At 53.5% G+C, this 14,686-nt stretch carries 15 protein-coding genes; 6 read left to right on the forward strand and 9 right to left on the reverse strand.

From position 1 onward, the window contains the following. Positions 1-353 precede the first annotated feature (353 nt). From CKO_RS07265 to lpp, 5 genes are all read left to right on the forward strand, one after another. A complete protein-coding gene (locus CKO_RS07265) occupies positions 354-1,724 on the forward strand; it encodes a pyridoxal-phosphate dependent enzyme (RefSeq protein WP_012132576.1) in 1,371 nt (456 codons plus the stop codon). 9 nt (positions 1,725-1,733) lie between these two features. Then, positions 1,734-2,879 (forward strand): trans-sulfuration enzyme family protein, encoded by a 1,146-nt coding sequence (locus CKO_RS07270; RefSeq protein WP_012132577.1) that lies wholly within the window; start codon positions 1,734-1,736, stop codon positions 2,877-2,879. A gap of 174 nt (positions 2,880-3,053) precedes the next feature. Beyond that, positions 3,054-3,248, forward strand: coding sequence for a protein YnhH (gene ynhH / locus CKO_RS23600; RefSeq protein ID WP_244264181.1), 195 nt, complete (start codon positions 3,054-3,056; stop codon positions 3,246-3,248). Between the two features lie 7 nt (positions 3,249-3,255). Beyond that, on the forward strand, positions 3,256-4,668 hold the full coding sequence (gene pykF / locus CKO_RS07280) for a pyruvate kinase PykF (RefSeq protein WP_012132579.1): 1,413 nt from the start codon (positions 3,256-3,258) through the stop codon (positions 4,666-4,668). 311 nt (positions 4,669-4,979) lie between these two features. Continuing rightward, positions 4,980-5,216: a murein lipoprotein Lpp gene (lpp, locus tag CKO_RS07285; RefSeq protein WP_001082307.1), complete on the forward strand. Its 237-nt coding sequence runs from the start codon at positions 4,980-4,982 to the stop codon at positions 5,214-5,216. Between the two features lie 68 nt (positions 5,217-5,284). Here lpp and ldtE read toward each other — a convergent pair whose 3' ends face one another. From ldtE to CKO_RS07325, 8 genes are all read right to left on the reverse strand, one after another. Further along, positions 5,285-6,289, reverse strand: a complete 1,005-nt coding sequence (gene ldtE / locus CKO_RS07290; protein WP_012132580.1) for a L,D-transpeptidase LdtE — start codon at positions 6,287-6,289, stop codon at positions 5,285-5,287. Between the two features lie 101 nt (positions 6,290-6,390). After that, entirely contained in the window at positions 6,391-6,807 is a 417-nt protein-coding gene (gene sufE / locus CKO_RS07295) for a cysteine desulfuration protein SufE (protein WP_012132581.1), read from the reverse strand. 12 nt (positions 6,808-6,819) lie between these two features. After that, on the reverse strand, positions 6,820-8,040 hold the full coding sequence (gene sufS / locus CKO_RS07300; RefSeq protein WP_012132582.1) for a cysteine desulfurase SufS: 1,221 nt from the start codon (positions 8,038-8,040) through the stop codon (positions 6,820-6,822). Continuing rightward, entirely contained in the window at positions 8,037-9,308 is a 1,272-nt protein-coding gene (gene sufD / locus CKO_RS07305; protein ID WP_012132583.1) for a Fe-S cluster assembly protein SufD, read from the reverse strand. The genes sufS and sufD overlap by 4 nt, the downstream gene beginning before the upstream one ends. Continuing rightward, the gene (gene sufC, locus CKO_RS07310) at positions 9,283-10,029 is read right to left on the reverse strand and encodes a Fe-S cluster assembly ATPase SufC (protein WP_012132584.1); all 747 of its coding nucleotides are present in this window, start codon (positions 10,027-10,029) and stop codon (positions 9,283-9,285) included. The genes sufD and sufC overlap by 26 nt, the downstream gene beginning before the upstream one ends. A gap of 16 nt (positions 10,030-10,045) precedes the next feature. Continuing rightward, the gene (gene sufB, locus CKO_RS07315) at positions 10,046-11,533 is read right to left on the reverse strand and encodes a Fe-S cluster assembly protein SufB (protein ID WP_012132585.1); all 1,488 of its coding nucleotides are present in this window, start codon (positions 11,531-11,533) and stop codon (positions 10,046-10,048) included. Positions 11,534-11,541: 8 nt separating this feature from the next. Then, positions 11,542-11,910 carry a Fe-S cluster assembly scaffold SufA gene (sufA, locus tag CKO_RS07320; protein WP_012132586.1) on the reverse strand — a complete coding sequence of 123 codons (369 nt, stop codon included), beginning with the start codon at positions 11,908-11,910 and terminating at the stop codon, positions 11,542-11,544. Positions 11,911-12,472: 562 nt separating this feature from the next. Next, the gene (locus CKO_RS07325; protein WP_012132587.1) at positions 12,473-13,366 is read right to left on the reverse strand and encodes a LysR family transcriptional regulator; all 894 of its coding nucleotides are present in this window, start codon (positions 13,364-13,366) and stop codon (positions 12,473-12,475) included. Positions 13,367-13,491: 125 nt separating this feature from the next. Between CKO_RS07325 and CKO_RS07330 the strand changes: the two genes are divergently transcribed. Continuing rightward, entirely contained in the window at positions 13,492-14,343 is an 852-nt protein-coding gene (locus tag CKO_RS07330) for a Vmh family MBL fold metallo-hydrolase (RefSeq protein ID WP_012132588.1), read from the forward strand. A 91-nt stretch (positions 14,344-14,434) separates the two neighbouring features. Here the strand turns inward: CKO_RS07330 and CKO_RS07335 are convergent, their stop codons facing one another. Next, entirely contained in the window at positions 14,435-14,623 is a 189-nt protein-coding gene (locus CKO_RS07335; protein ID WP_024130379.1) for a YdiH family protein, read from the reverse strand. Positions 14,624-14,686: the final 63 nt, after the last annotated feature.

Raw genomic sequence — 14,686 nt, forward strand, 5'->3', positions numbered from 1 at the left:
CCAAATGAGTGTAATCAGGGTGTTTCTGCTTTTAAATGACCAAAAAGGAATTTGATATATCCGTAAGGAATAAGAGAGGCGCTGCGCGGGAAAATAGCTTTAGTACAATTTCGGCAACCTTTATGCAGGGAGCGGCATTATCCTTAACGCGAGCAGCGTAAACTGTTGAATTAATCGACAAAAACAGGGTAATTCGGCCATCAACACCGCCAGACGACCGCACGGCTAAACGTCCTGCCATCCAAATAGCGTTTTATATTCCATTCTGTTCTTATTCACAGACAAACATTCTTTAGGCGTGCATTTTGGCAACTCTATTATTTCGTCATGTTATTCACTGACGGATATTCACCATGACAACGTTTCACTCCGTAACGGAACTGATTGGCAATACGCCGCTGCTTCAGTTGCATAAGCTGAATAGCGGCGTAAGCGAACTCTTTTTGAAACTGGAGAACCAGAATCCGGGCGGTTCGATTAAAGATCGCGTCGCACTTTCTATGATCAATGAAGCGGAAAGACAGGGGCTGCTAAAGCCCGGCGGCACGATTATTGAAGCGACGGCGGGCAACACCGGGCTGGGTCTGGCGCTGATCGCCGCGCAAAAAGGTTATGCCCTGACGCTGGTCGTGCCGGACAAAATGAGCCGTGAGAAGATCTTCCATTTGCGCGCGCTTGGCGCACAGGTGGTATTAACCCGCTCAGACGTCAACAAAGGTCATCCGGCCTATTATCAGGATTACGCACGCCGTCTGGCGCAGGAGACGCCCGGCGCCTTTTATATTGATCAGTTCAACAACGCCGCGAACCCGCTGGCGCATGCTTCCACCACCGCCCCCGAATTGTTTGCCCAGATGGATGGCCGCATTGACGCCATCGTGGTCGGCGTCGGTTCCGGCGGCACGCTGGGCGGTTTACAGGCATGGTTTCGCGAACACTCCCCGCACACGGAGTTCGTGCTGGCCGACCCCGCCGGTTCAATCCTTGCCGATCAGGTCGAGACAGGCACATTCGGCACCGCCGGTTCCTGGCTGGTTGAAGGGATTGGCGAGGATTTTATTCCGCCGCTCGCCCACATCGAATCCGTTTCACAGGCCTTTCGCATCAGCGATAAAGAAGCCTTCGCCACGGCGCGCGAGTTGCTCAGAACCGAAGGCATCCTTGCCGGTTCATCGACCGGTACGCTGCTCGCCGCCGCCCTGCGCTACTGCCAGGCACAGACGCAGCCAAAGCGCGTGGCGACCTTCGCCTGCGATAGCGGCAATAAGTATCTCTCGAAAATGTTTAACGATGACTGGATGCGCCAGCAAGGGCTCATCACCCGACCACAGGCTGGCGATCTGAGCGACTTCATCGCCTTACGTCATGACGAAGGGGCAACCGTAACCGCCGCGCCGGACGATACGCTGGCGACCGTGCTGGCGCGTATGCGCCTGTACGATATTTCGCAGTTGCCGGTTCTTCAGGAGGATCAGCTTATCGGCATTATCGACGAATGGGACCTGATTACGCATATTCAGGGCGATAACCCGCGTTTTTCCCTCCCGGTAAAAGAAGCGATGACGCGCGAGGTAGTCCGGCTTGATAAACGCGAACCGGAAAGCGCGCTGAAACCTATTTTTGATCGCGGCCAGGTGGCTGTGATTGTCGACAACGACCAGTTCCTCGGTCTGGTCACCCGTAGCGATGTGCTCACCCACTGGCGCAACCGCCTGGATAAATAAGGAACTCTCATGAAATCGTATTCCACACTTAGCGTCCATAGCGGAACCTTTTCTGACGCGCACGGCGCCGTTATGCCGCCGATTTATGCGACATCGACGTTTGCGCAACCCGCGCCGGGTCAGCATACCGGATATGAATATTCACGCAGCGGCAACCCAACGCGCCATGCGCTGGAAACCGCCATTGCCGAGCTGGAAGGCGGTACGCAAGGTTATGCCTTCGCGTCCGGTCTGGCGGGCATCGCTACCGTGCTTGAACTTCTCGATAAAGACAGCCATCTGGTGGCGATTGACGATGTCTATGGCGGCACCTATCGACTGATTGAAAATGTGCGCCGTCGCAGCGCCGGACTACAGGTTAGCTGGGTAAAACCTGACGATCTGGCCGGTATTGAAGCCGCGATTCGTCCTGATACCCGCATGATCTGGGTAGAAACGCCGACAAATCCGTTACTAAAACTGGCCGATCTGGCGGCCATTGCCGATATCGCGCGTCGCCACCAGCTTATCAGCGTGGCCGATAACACCTTCGCTTCGCCGTTGATCCATCGTCCTCTTGATCTGGGGTTCGATATCGTGGTGCATTCCGCGACGAAATACCTGAACGGCCATTCAGACGTCGTCGCCGGACTGGCGGTCGTCGGGGACAACCCGGCGCTCGCACAACAGCTGGGTTATCTGCAAAACGCCGTCGGCGGCGTACTGGACCCATTTAGCAGTTTTCTGACATTACGCGGTATTCGCACGCTGGCCTTGCGAATTGAGCGGCACAGCGGCAATGCGCTGACGCTGGCGCAATGGCTGGAAAAACATCCGGCGGTAGAACATGTCTGGTATCCGGGGCTGGCGTCGCATCCTCAGCACGCTCTTGCGCGCCAGCAGATGTCACAGTTCGGCGGGATGATCTCCATCGTCATAAAAGGCGATGACCAGCGCGCCACTGACGTTATCACGCGGCTGAAATTATTCACCCTGGCGGAAAGCCTGGGCGGTGTTGAAAGCCTCGTCAGCCAGCCGTTTACCATGACTCACGCCTCTATTCCGCTTGAGCAGCGTCTGGCGAATGGCATCACTCCGCAATTGATTCGCCTGTCAGTGGGCATTGAAGATGTTCAGGATTTGCAGGACGATTTAGCTCAGGCGCTCGCCGGGTAGTTGCGCAACGCCGCCCTTTCCCGGGCGGCACAACGCAAGGATCATAATTAACGCTTTAATAACAATTTGTTGTGAATCTGCACAGATGTTTTTTGAAACGCTGTTTTCATTTTCCTTTTGTGTAAATTTCAGCGTATAATGCGCGCCAATTGTCTCTTGAATGGTTTCAGCGCATTGGACTGCAAAACTCAACGACTAAAAAACACGCCATCCCGTTGGGCTGAAACACGAGCACACATTCCTCTGCACGCTCTTTCGATGTCACCTATCCTTAGAGCGAGGCAACACCACTTTCGCAACACAGGTTTAGCTTCAAGGCCGTGCGCCCCTGAAGCCAGATTTCCATATCCTTCTCAACTTAAAGACTAAGACTGTCATGAAAAAGACGAAAATTGTTTGCACCATCGGTCCGAAAACCGAATCTGAAGAGATGTTAACCAAAATGCTGGACGCAGGCATGAACGTTATGCGTCTGAACTTCTCTCACGGTGACTATGCAGAACACGGTCAGCGCATCAAGAATTTGCGCAACGTAATGAGCAAAACCGGTAAAAAAGCCGCAATCCTGCTCGATACCAAAGGCCCGGAAATCCGTACCATTAAGCTGGAAGGTGGTAATGACGTCTCCCTGAAAGCGGGCCAGACCTTCACTTTCACAACGGACAAATCCGTTATCGGCAACAGCGAAATGGTTGCCGTCACTTATGAAGGTTTCACTTCTGACCTGTCCGTAGGCAACACCGTACTGGTTGACGATGGTCTGATCGGCATGGAAGTCACCGCGATCGAAGGTAACAAGGTTATCTGTAAAGTGCTGAACAACGGCGACCTGGGCGAAAACAAAGGCGTTAACCTGCCGGGCGTTTCCATCGCGCTGCCAGCACTGGCTGAAAAAGACAAACAGGATCTGATCTTCGGCTGCGAACAAGGCGTTGACTTTGTTGCCGCGTCCTTTATCCGTAAGCGTTCTGACGTTGTTGAAATCCGTGAGCACCTGAAAGCGCACGGCGGCGAGAACATCCAGATCATCTCCAAGATCGAAAACCAGGAAGGCCTGAACAACTTCGATGAGATCCTCGAAGCGTCTGACGGCATCATGGTTGCTCGTGGCGACATGGGCGTTGAGATCCCGGTTGAAGAAGTTATCTTCGCGCAGAAGATGATCATCGAAAAATGTATCCGCGCACGTAAAGTCGTTATCACCGCGACCCAGATGCTGGATTCCATGATCAAGAACCCGCGTCCGACCCGCGCAGAAGCTGGCGACGTGGCGAACGCCATCCTCGACGGCACCGACGCAGTGATGCTGTCCGGCGAATCCGCAAAAGGAAAATACCCGCTGGAAGCCGTCACCATCATGGCGACCATCTGCGAGCGTACTGACCGCGTAATGACCAGCCGTCTGGATTTCAATAACGACAGCCGTAAACTGCGCATCACCGAAGCAGTGTGCCGCGGCGCGGTTGAAACTGCCGAAAAACTGGAAGCGCCGGTCATTGTCGTTGCAACTCAGGGCGGTAAATCTGCTCGCGCAGTGCGTAAATACTTCCCGGACGCTACCATCCTGGCGCTGACCACCAACGAAGTGACCGCGCGTCAGCTGGTGCTGAGCAAAGGCATTGTGCCGCAGCTGGTGAAAGAAATTAACTCTACTGACGACTTCTACCGTCTGGGTAAAGAAGTCGCTCTACAGAGCGGTCTGGGCCAGAAAGGCGACGTTGTGGTCATGGTTTCCGGCGCGCTGGTACCGAGCGGCACGACCAACACCGCATCTGTTCACGTCCTGTAATAATTCCTGTGTGAATTAATTTTCTGAATAAAAAGCGCCCTCGCGGCGCTTTTTTTATTTAATCGATAGCCACTCTTAATAAAAAATCAAATCGGATTTCACTATCTAATCGCAGATTATCTAAGACGAATCCGATGGAAGGATTCTGTTTTCACTCGGTTTTTTAGCCATTTTAGCTCAATTCGATGCTTCTTTGAGCGAACGATCAAAAATAAGTGCATTCCCGTCAAAAAAATATTCTCAACCTAAAAAAGTTTGTGTAATACTTGTAACGCTACATGGAGATTAACTCAATCTAGAGGGTATTAATAATGAATCGTACTAAACTGGTACTGGGCGCGGTAATCCTGGGTTCTACTCTGCTGGCTGGTTGCTCCAGCAACGCTAAAATCGATCAGCTGTCTTCTGACGTTCAGACTCTGAACGCTAAAGTTGACCAGCTGAGCAACGACGTGAACGCAATGCGTTCCGACGTTCAGGCTGCTAAAGACGACGCAGCTCGCGCTAACCAGCGTCTGGACAACCAGGCTACTAAATACCGTAAGTAATAGTACCTGTGTAATAAAAATGGCGCACATTGTGCGCCATTTTTTTTGCCTGTGTTTTCCCTTCTCTGCTACTGCGTTGCCTGGGTTTCAGCGCCGCTCCCGGGTTGGCTGTTTTGCGCGGACTCCACCACTGAGCGACCAGAAGCTACCGGCGCCTGCCCTGATGTAACGGCAACCGGATATCCCGCCCGGCGATACAGCGCGTTTTCCACCAGACGTTCATCCACCTCCTGAGTCGCCTTAAACTGCGTAAAGCCTGCTGGCAACACATACGGCATCGTCTGTACGTTTTGCTCCTCTTCAGGCGACAGCGGGCGGTGTACTTCAACGTAGCGCATTCCATTTGGTTCCACGGCGAATTTCACCGGTTCGTTAATCACCCGTACCGGCGTTCCCGTTCTGACCTGTGCAAATAGCGCCTTAATGTCCGGCGCGTTCATCCGAATACAGCCGGAACTGACGCGTAACCCGACGCTGTCCGGGGCATTGGTGCCGTGAATGAGATACTCACCGTTGCCGTATGCCAGGCGCAGGGCGAAGCGTCCTAACGGATTATTTGGCCCGGCGGGCACCACCGGCGGCAGCGTAATGCCGCGTTCAAGCGAGCGTTTGCGGATACCTGCCGTCGGCGTCCAGGTCGGATTCGGGATTTTTTGCCCGACGCGCGTCGCCATCACCGGCGTTTCCAGCCCCTCTAAACCAATACCGATAGGGTAAACCTGAACACTATTTTCACCCGGCGGGAAATAATAGAGTCGTAACTCCGCCAGGTTCACAATAATGCCTTCACGCGGCGCATCGGGTAATAACAGTTGAGATGGAATGATAATCGGCGTCCCCGGTTTAGGGACCGGCGCGATGGTATTATTTGCCTCCAGGATCAACATTGCGGCAGTATCAAAACGCCGGGCAATCGCCTGTAAGTTTTTATCCCCCGCTTGCACGGTATAGGTTTGATTCTGCCCGACAAGGCGACTGTTTGCTGGCGGCAAGGGGTAATCCACTGCCCAGGCCGCCTGAAATGCGCTGTAAGCGCCGAAAAGTGTAACTGCAATGAGAGACGCACGTTTCATATCCACCCCCCTGGCGTTTTGCCGGATGGCGGTTAAATGCCTTATCCGGCCGACGAGTCACGTAGAGCTGTACGCCATCTGGCGTTCTACGTCTTTTCAGTTTAGCTAAGAGTTGCGGCTCTGGCGCGGATCGCGCGAATCATTGCTTCCAGTCCTTGTGAACGGGAGGGCGTGAGATGTTGCGTCAGCGCCATTTTTTCAAACCACGGCCGCACATCAAAATTCACAATATCCTGTGGCGTCATCTGATGATACAAAATGAAGACGATGGCAATTAACCCTTTTACTATTGCTGCATCGCTGTCGCCCTGCAATTCAATAACGCCGTCAGCGTTCTGACGCATAACAATCCATACCTGACTCTGACATCCCTGAATACTATTTTCCGAGTGACGATCCTGCTCATTTAATTCCGCCAGACGCTGCCCCAGTTCAATAATGTACAGATACTTTTCTTCCCAATTGGCGCAACGCTGAAAATTACGCAGCAATCTTTCTTTATCTGGTAGCGCAGCCATAGCGTCTCCCTGTTATCCCAGTAAGCGATGAATACGTTTTAGCCCGGTTGCCAGACGATCCACTTCTTCATGGGTGTTATACATTGCTATCGACGCCCGGCACATGGCGGGAACGTTGTAATACGTCATCAGCGGCATTGCGCAGTGATGGCCGGTTCGCACGGCGATACCGTAATTGTCGAGGAAGCTGCCCACGTCATAGGCGTGGTGTTTGCCCAGATTAAAGGCGATGACCCCCAGCCGGTTAGCCGGGCCATATAGCGTCAACTCCGGCACGTCCGCCAGCTGTTCCAGCGCATAGTGCATCAGGTTTTGTTCATATTCGCTGATTTCCGCCAGCCCTAACGCGCAAACGTATTCAATGGCGGCACCAAGGCCGATAATTCCGCCCGTGTTCGGCGTCCCCGCCTCAAAACGCCAGGGCGCTTTGGTCCAGGTCGTCCCTTCCGTCAGACTAACGGTCGCAATCATCGAACCGCCGCCTTCCCACGGCGGCATATCCTGAAGCAGTTCCTCCCGGACATACAGCACGCCGATACCGGTGGGGCCATACAGCTTATGCCCGGAGAAAACATAAAAATCACAATCCAGCGCCTGAACATCCACCGCATGGTGCATTACCGCCTGCGCGCCATCGACCAGCACTTTCGCGCCATACTGATGCGCCAGCGCGATCATTTCAGGAAGCGGGTTTTCCGTTCCCAGCACGTTCGACACATGCGCGATAGCCAGCAGTCGGGTACGCTCATCAAACAGCGACGGGAGCGTATCCAGCTGCAACGTGCCGTCTGTATTGAGCGGAATGACGCGCAGTTCCGCCCCTGTACGCGCGCACAACATCTGCCAGGGGACGATATTGGCGTGGTGCTCCATCTCGCTGATGATGATGTTATCGCCAGCCCGAACATTCTCCGGCCCCCAGCTGTTGGCAACAAGGTTGATGCCCTCTGTCGTCCCGCGCACGAACACCAGCTCTTCCGCTGAACGGGCGTTAATGAACAGCGATGCCTGTTTACGCACATTTTCCATCTTCTCGGTGGCCTGTGCGCTCAGCGTATGGATGCCCCGGTGCACCGCCGCATAGCCATGACGGTAAAACTCCGCCTCAGCGTCAATCACCTGGTTGGGCTTTTGCGCACTGGCCGCGCTATCCAGATACGCCAGCGGCAGCCCGTTGACTTCACGCGTCAGGACGGGAAAATCAGCCCGCACTTTTTCGATGGGAAATGTCATGCTATGCCTCCCGGCAGGCGAAGCCCTATTCGCGCCAGCACCTGTTGTTTAAGCGCGTCATCGCCGAGGGCTTCCGTCAACTCAGCGGCAAACGCGTAGAGAATCATCTGTCTGGCATCCTGCTCTCCAATCCCGCGTGAACGCAGGTAGAACATCTGCTCGTCATCAATCCGTCCTACCGTCGCCCCGTGGCTGCATTTCACGTCATCGGCGTAAATCTCCAGCTGCGGTTTGGTGTCCACCTCGGCAAGTTTACCGAGCAGCAGATTGTTATTGGTCATTTGTCCGTCGGTTTTAATGGCGTGCTGCGCCACGTTGATCAAGCCATTGAATACCGCCCGACCTTTATCGCTGACAATGGTTTTATGCAACTGACGGCTGTTGCAGTAACCCTTATTGTGCTCCAGCCACGTACGGGTATCACACACTTCGTTTTTCACCGGCATCGCCAGGCTGTTAATCCGCAGCGTGGTGTTTTCACCGTTTAACTGGGTGCTGGTGTTATGTCGCAGCACGGCATCGCCCAACAGGAAACTGTGGCTGTGCGCGCTTGCATCCGCCGCCAGCAGAATGTCGTTATGGGCAAAGTGGTGGCTCACCGGGTTTTCAAACGCCAGTTTGATGTGGTGCAGATGCGCATTCGCCGCCACGTTCATGGTCAGACGCGCTCCGGTAAAGTGCCGTGCCGCGTTAAGGCTGACATAGTGTTCTATCACCGTCGCCTCTGCTCCTTCCGCCAGTTCCAGGTGGTGGCGGTAGTGCGCAGTGTTGACCTCATCGCCTTCCAGCCCCTGCGTGATATGCATCAGCAGCAACGGCTTAGAGGGCCGCTGGTTGCGCTTAACTCTGATGTGCGTCACGCTCTGCGCCAGGCTTTCCGTCAGATGCAGGAAAACCTCCGGCTGAACCGGTGCGCCCAGTGCCTGACGTTCGTCGTTGATCGCAATGTCGAAACCGCTGGCTGTAGCGCTGTCGCTAAGCTGCGGGCTGAACTTGCCGTCAACAAACACCAGACGCACAGCGTCGATATCCAGCGCCAGTGCGTCGCGCTGTTCCTGAGTAACCTCGGCAAAACGGCTGACAAACTGGCTACTGACCAACCCTTCCAGCGGCGTGTATTTCCAGTTTTCATGCTTACGCGTCGGCAGCCCCAGGCGCAGCATCTGTTGTAAATGCTGCTGCGCGTGCGCCGAGCGGGATTCGCCCTGCGCCTCAAACAGATGGTGCCATTGTTGCAGCGCGTTACTGCTGTTCGGTAAGCCAGCCATATCCTTGCTCCTCCAGTTGTTTGACCAGAGTGAAATCGCCGGACTTCACAATCCGCCCCTGATACAGGACGTGGACGTAATCAGGTTTGATGTAGTCCAGAATGCGCTGATAGTGCGTCACGATAATGAATGAACGTTTACCGTCACGCAGCGAGTTGACGCCTTCCGCGACAATTTTCAGCGCATCAATATCCAGCCCGGAGTCAGACTCATCAAGGATGCACAGTTCCGGCTCCAGCACCGCCATTTGCAGAATATCGTTACGTTTCTTCTCACCGCCGGAGAAGCCCACGTTCACCGAACGGGTCAGCAAATCTTCCGGCATCTTCAAAAGCGCGATTTTCTCTTCCATCAGATCCTGAAAATCAAAACGATCCAGCGACTCCTGACCACGATAGCTGCGCACGGCATTCAGCGCTGTTTGCAGGAAAAACTGGTTGCTGACGCCAGGAATTTCTACCGGATACTGGAACGCCATAAAGATGCCTTCGCCCGCCCGATCCTCTGGCGACAGTTCCAGTAAATCTTTGCCTTTAAATTCGACAGAGCCGCCAACCACTTCATAATCTTCACGGCCCGCCAGCGTCGCGGAAAGCGTACTCTTCCCGGAACCGTTCGGCCCCATAATGGCATGCACTTCTCCGGGTCTGACGTCGAGGTCCAGACCGCGCAGAATCGCTTTATCTTCCACACTGACCTGTAAATCTTTAATGCTTAACATGTGCTTTCCTTAATACTTAACCGACGCTGTGTTCAAGGCTGATTGCCAGCAATTTTTGCGCTTCAACGGCAAATTCCAGCGGCAGTTCAGAGAAGACGTCTTTACAGAAGCCATTAACAATCATCGAGATGGCATCCTCTTCGCTGATGCCGCGTTGCAGGCAGTAAAAGAGCTGATCTTCACCGATCCGCGACGTCGTCGCCTCATGCTCAAGCTGGGCGCTGTTATTACGACACTCGACATACGGGAAGGTGTGCGCGCCGCAGTCCGCGCCAATCAGCATTGAGTCGCACTGGGTAAAGTTACGGGCGTTGGTTGCCGTCGGCATAATCTTCACCAGCCCGCGATAGCTGTTCTGGCTATTCCCGGCGGAGATCCCTTTTGAAATAATGGTTGATTTGGTGTTCTTACCGATGTGGATCATTTTGGTGCCGGTGTCGGCCTGCTGATGACCGCTGGTCAGCGCCACAGAGTAAAACTCACCGATGGAGTTATCGCCGCGCAGAATGCAGCTCGGGTATTTCCAGGTGATAGCCGACCCCGTTTCGGACTGCGTCCACGACATCTTGCTGTTTTCACCTTCGCACAGCGCGCGCTTGGTGACGAAATTCAGAATCCCGCCGGTGTTGTTATCGCCGGGGAACCAGTTTTGCACGGTGGAATATTTTACTTCGGCATCTTTGTGGATGATCACCTCTACCACCGCCGCGTGCAGCTGGTAGCTGTCGCGCACTGGCGCAGAACACCCTTCGATGTAGCTGACGTAGCTGCCCTCATCCGCCACCAGAATGGTGCGTTCGAACTGCCCTGTTTTTTCCGCGTTGATTCGGAAATAGGTCGACAGCTCCATCGGGCAACGAACGCCTTTCGGCACATAAATGAAAGTGCCGTCAGACGCTACCGCAGCGTTCAGCGCAGCAAAAAAGTTGTCATTACCCGGCACCACGGTGCCCAGATATTTCTTCACCAGCTCAGGGTGATCGTGAATCGCCTCGCCAAACGAACAGAAGATAATGCCCTGTTCCGCCAGCTTTTCCCGGTAGGTGGTGGCAACGGAAACGGAGTCGAAAATGGCATCCACCGCCACCTCTTTACCCTCACGTACCGGTACGCCAAGCTGTTCGAAGGCGTCTTCCACCTCTTTGCTGAGAAACGCATTCGCACCGGTTTGCTGTACTGCACCCGGTTCTGACGCGCACGTCTCATCGCAGTTACCGCACGATGGCGCAGAGTAATAACTGTAATCCTGATAATTCAGCTTATCGTAGTGCGCTTTCAGCCAGTGCGGCTCTTCCATCTCAAGCCAGGCTTTGTACGCATTAAGGCGAAACTCCAGCATCCACTCCGGCTCATTTCTCTTGGCGGAAATCGCACGCACGACCTCTTCGCTGATGCCTTTTGCCAGCTCGTCAGTCTGTAACTGGGTGAAGAAGCCTTCTTTATAATTCAGTGGACCACCGGTCCAGGTTTTGACATCGTCAGTTGCTTCAGTATTACGAGACATAGTACCGCCTATACCCCGAAGCTTTCGCCACAGCCGCATTCGTTCTGGGCTTTCGGGTTATGAAATTTAAATAACTGGTTTAATCCTTCGCGCACATAATCGACCTCTGTCCCGTCAATAAACGGCATGGCCTGAAGCGGCACGTACAACCTCGCGCCCTCCGTTTCAAACAACAGATCGTCCTTTTCTGGCTCGCTGACGGTATCCAGCACGTAACCAAATCCCGCGCACCCCGTCTGCTTCACGCCTAAACGCACGCCAAGCATGCCGGGTTGCTTCGCAACCAGGTCACGAATATGTGCCGCCGCCTCAGGCGTTAGCGTCAGGCCACGCCATGCAAAATCGTCTGGATTAAATGTTCCTGAATGCAATTCCATAGGTCCACCTCGTGTAATAAGCCACCAGGGCATAACACCATGTTAGTGATAATGATTATCACTTCAACCCTCTGACAGAAGGGTCATTCGGGTTAACCGCCCTTTTTGACCACTTTTACTAAGCATAGACCCTGTTTCGAGGGTTATCAGTGATGGATTATTTTATTCAATACATTGATAGATAAAGCATTTAAGAAGAGTAAACAGCGCGGCAGGTTAAAAAATTAAATATGTATCGAAAATGCCTATTTTTGAGATAGGGTTATCAATAAAAATGGGGGTCAAAAGCGGACGATGACGGTGCTAAACAATAGCTCAAACAGCCGTCGGATTAGCAAATCCACTAACGTGAAAAAGAAAGAACGGAAAGAACGGAGTAATTAACAACGAACGATCGGTATTGTATGAATAACACCGATCGTTCGTTGCCCCACCCGGCGCTTATCTCCGGCACTCATTTCAGGCTTAGCTCTTGAAGGGGTGTAAGAATATTCTCATAAGTTTGCATCGCGTATTTAACAGATCTTGCTTTCTGCACAATTTTTATACGCCTTATGCTGCGTCAGGAACAGGCCTCTCCGTCGCGCATCGCGCCCTGCACCGCCTCAAGAAACAGGCGTAGCGCGGCGGGCTGATGCTCACGGGAAAGGTATAACCCGTATACGGCTAATTGCCGCGGTTGTAGATGGGGCAACAAACGAACCAGTTTCTCCTGCGCCAGCCCCTCTCGCGCCTCTTTTTCCGGCACCAGCGCAATCCCCATCCCTGCCAGCGCCGCTTCACACAAAAGTGAAGAGATTCCGGCGCTCAGGTTGCCCTTGATCGCAACGGAGATAGGTTCTCCCTGCTCATCCAGAAAATGCCAGGATTTTCCAGCAAATCCGCTGTAATAGAGGCAATTGTGTTGCGCCAGCGCCTCCGGCGTCTGCGGCGTGCCATAGCGATGCAGATAGTCAGGAGACGCGCAGAGCACAGACTCACAGTCACCAAGCCGACGCGCAATTGTCCCTGGCTCAGGGTTATCGGTAATGCGTATCGCCACATCAATACGCTCCCCCACTAAACTGACAGGCTGATTATTAATCTCCACTTCAATGCGCAATTCAGGATAACGCGCTAAAAAAGCGGGCAGCATCGGGGCAAGAATATGCATCGCGGTGAAATGGGCGCAGGCGACGCGCAACGTGCCGGACGGCACCTCTCGCCCGGTCGCCCCCGCAATATCCAGGGAAAGCCGCGCCAGCGTTCGCGTTTTCATCAACGCGTCTTCTCCGGCAGGCGTGATCGTCAGGCGGCGCGACGAACGATGAATAAGTCTGGCTCCGGCCCATTTCTCCATTTCATCCAGATAACGGCTCACCATCGGCCTGGAGATCCCTAATGCGCGCGCAGCCGCGCTCAGGCTACCCAAATCACAGATATGGTTAAACACCGTTGCCGCCATCACTCTGTCCATAACCTTCCATCCGATCGTTTTATGAAACTCAGCATGTCCTGATAGAGGAATTTTAACAGATCGAGATTTGCTTAAAATAAGCCACGTAAATAAATCAACATCATCTGCCGATAAGGTCACTCAGAATGAAAATCAAAACGCTGGCACTTCTGCTGTCGCTGACTAGCGCGCCATTGTTCGCCGCCCCGCTGCAACTCGACGTTTATAATCCGCAGGAAAACGCGATTTTCCCGGTCTCTTCCACGCTGGTCTCTGGCCCTAAAGAAGCCATTTTATTCGACGCGCAGTTCAGTACCAAAGACGGGGAAAAGCTGGTCGAGATGATTAAAAAGAGCGGCAAATCGCTGAAAGCCATCGTGATTACCTCCGGCGATCCAGATTTCTATTTTGGTCTGGAACCGATTGTAAAAGCCTTCCCGAACGTGAAAGTTCTGGCGACGCCGCATGTGGTGGAACACATTCGCGCAACGAAAGACGCCAAACTGCAATACTGGGGCCCGCAAATGAAAGATGGCGCGCCAGCGGCGCTCACCATCCCGCAGGCAACCACCGAGACACAATTTACGATTGATGGGGAAACGCTGGAACTGCGCCACCCGAACGATTACGCCGCTTACGTCTGGGTCCCGGCTAACCGCGCAATACTTGGCGGAACGGGAATCGCATCCGGTATCCATGTCTGGACGGCGGATACCCAGTCTCCTGAGCAGCGTGCGGCCTGGCGTCATGTGTTGACAGAGATGCACAGTTTGCAGCCGACCCAGGTGATTCCGGGTCACTATATCGGTGAACGTCCAGCAGGCGACGCCGCTATACGCTTCACGCAGGATTATCTGCAATCCTTTGAGCAAGCGCTTGAGGCTAAAAAAGGGTCAGAGTATGTCATCAAAACGATGACCGCCGCCTGGCCTGGCCTCGCTGACGAAAGTTCCCTGACGCTGAGCGCGAAAGTGAATACCGGTGAAATGAAGTGGTAAACCGCCGCTCATAGCCAAAAAAATAACCCCGGCAGAGCGTGTCGGGGTTTTCTGTTGGTGTTAATTCACCGAGCGATAAAACAGTGCGGAATCAATGAACGCCCAGACGCCAGGCAAAGTAAATCTCTTCTTTTAGCTCAGAGGAAGAGAGCGTGAGTAAATCGGCAAATTCCAGCTCTAATTGTTTTAAGCGCTTCAAATACTGGGCTGGAGAAAGCTCGGTTTTATCACGGCGTAAAAATTCAATTGCCAGTTGGGTTGGGTCTAAATCGGTAGACATATCATCCTCGCTTATGTTCAAAACGTGCACAGTATAACACTTTTTTCTGCACACATTTTGACC

The sequence above is a fragment of the Citrobacter koseri ATCC BAA-895 genome (assembly GCF_000018045.1).
In the GTDB taxonomy this organism is placed as follows: Bacteria; Pseudomonadota; Gammaproteobacteria; order Enterobacterales; family Enterobacteriaceae; genus Citrobacter_B; species Citrobacter_B koseri.

What these genes read in the sequence shown, in the direction of transcription:
- ldtE (WP_012132580.1), bottom strand. Translation starts at nt 6,289, where the DNA reads ATGAAACGTGCGTCTCTCATTGCAGTTACACTTTTCGGCGCTTACAGC.
- CKO_RS07325 (WP_012132587.1), bottom strand. Translation starts at nt 13,366, where the DNA reads ATGGACAGAGTGATGGCGGCAACGGTGTTTAACCATATCTGTGATTTG.
- sufA (WP_012132586.1), bottom strand. Translation starts at nt 11,910, where the DNA reads ATGGAATTGCATTCAGGAACATTTAATCCAGACGATTTTGCATGGCGT.
- sufC (WP_012132584.1), bottom strand. Translation starts at nt 10,029, where the DNA reads ATGTTAAGCATTAAAGATTTACAGGTCAGTGTGGAAGATAAAGCGATT.
- sufS (WP_012132582.1), bottom strand. Translation starts at nt 8,040, where the DNA reads ATGACATTTCCCATCGAAAAAGTGCGGGCTGATTTTCCCGTCCTGACG.
- CKO_RS07330 (WP_012132588.1), top strand. Translation starts at nt 13,492, where the DNA reads ATGAAAATCAAAACGCTGGCACTTCTGCTGTCGCTGACTAGCGCGCCA.
- sufD (WP_012132583.1), bottom strand. Translation starts at nt 9,308, where the DNA reads ATGGCTGGCTTACCGAACAGCAGTAACGCGCTGCAACAATGGCACCAT.
- pykF (WP_012132579.1), top strand. Translation starts at nt 3,256, where the DNA reads ATGAAAAAGACGAAAATTGTTTGCACCATCGGTCCGAAAACCGAATCT.
- CKO_RS07335 (WP_024130379.1), bottom strand. Translation starts at nt 14,623, where the DNA reads ATGTCTACCGATTTAGACCCAACCCAACTGGCAATTGAATTTTTACGC.
- CKO_RS07270 (WP_012132577.1), top strand. Translation starts at nt 1,734, where the DNA reads ATGAAATCGTATTCCACACTTAGCGTCCATAGCGGAACCTTTTCTGAC.
- CKO_RS07265 (WP_012132576.1), top strand. Translation starts at nt 354, where the DNA reads ATGACAACGTTTCACTCCGTAACGGAACTGATTGGCAATACGCCGCTG.
- sufB (WP_012132585.1), bottom strand. Translation starts at nt 11,533, where the DNA reads ATGTCTCGTAATACTGAAGCAACTGACGATGTCAAAACCTGGACCGGT.
- sufE (WP_012132581.1), bottom strand. Translation starts at nt 6,807, where the DNA reads ATGGCTGCGCTACCAGATAAAGAAAGATTGCTGCGTAATTTTCAGCGT.
- lpp (WP_001082307.1), top strand. Translation starts at nt 4,980, where the DNA reads ATGAATCGTACTAAACTGGTACTGGGCGCGGTAATCCTGGGTTCTACT.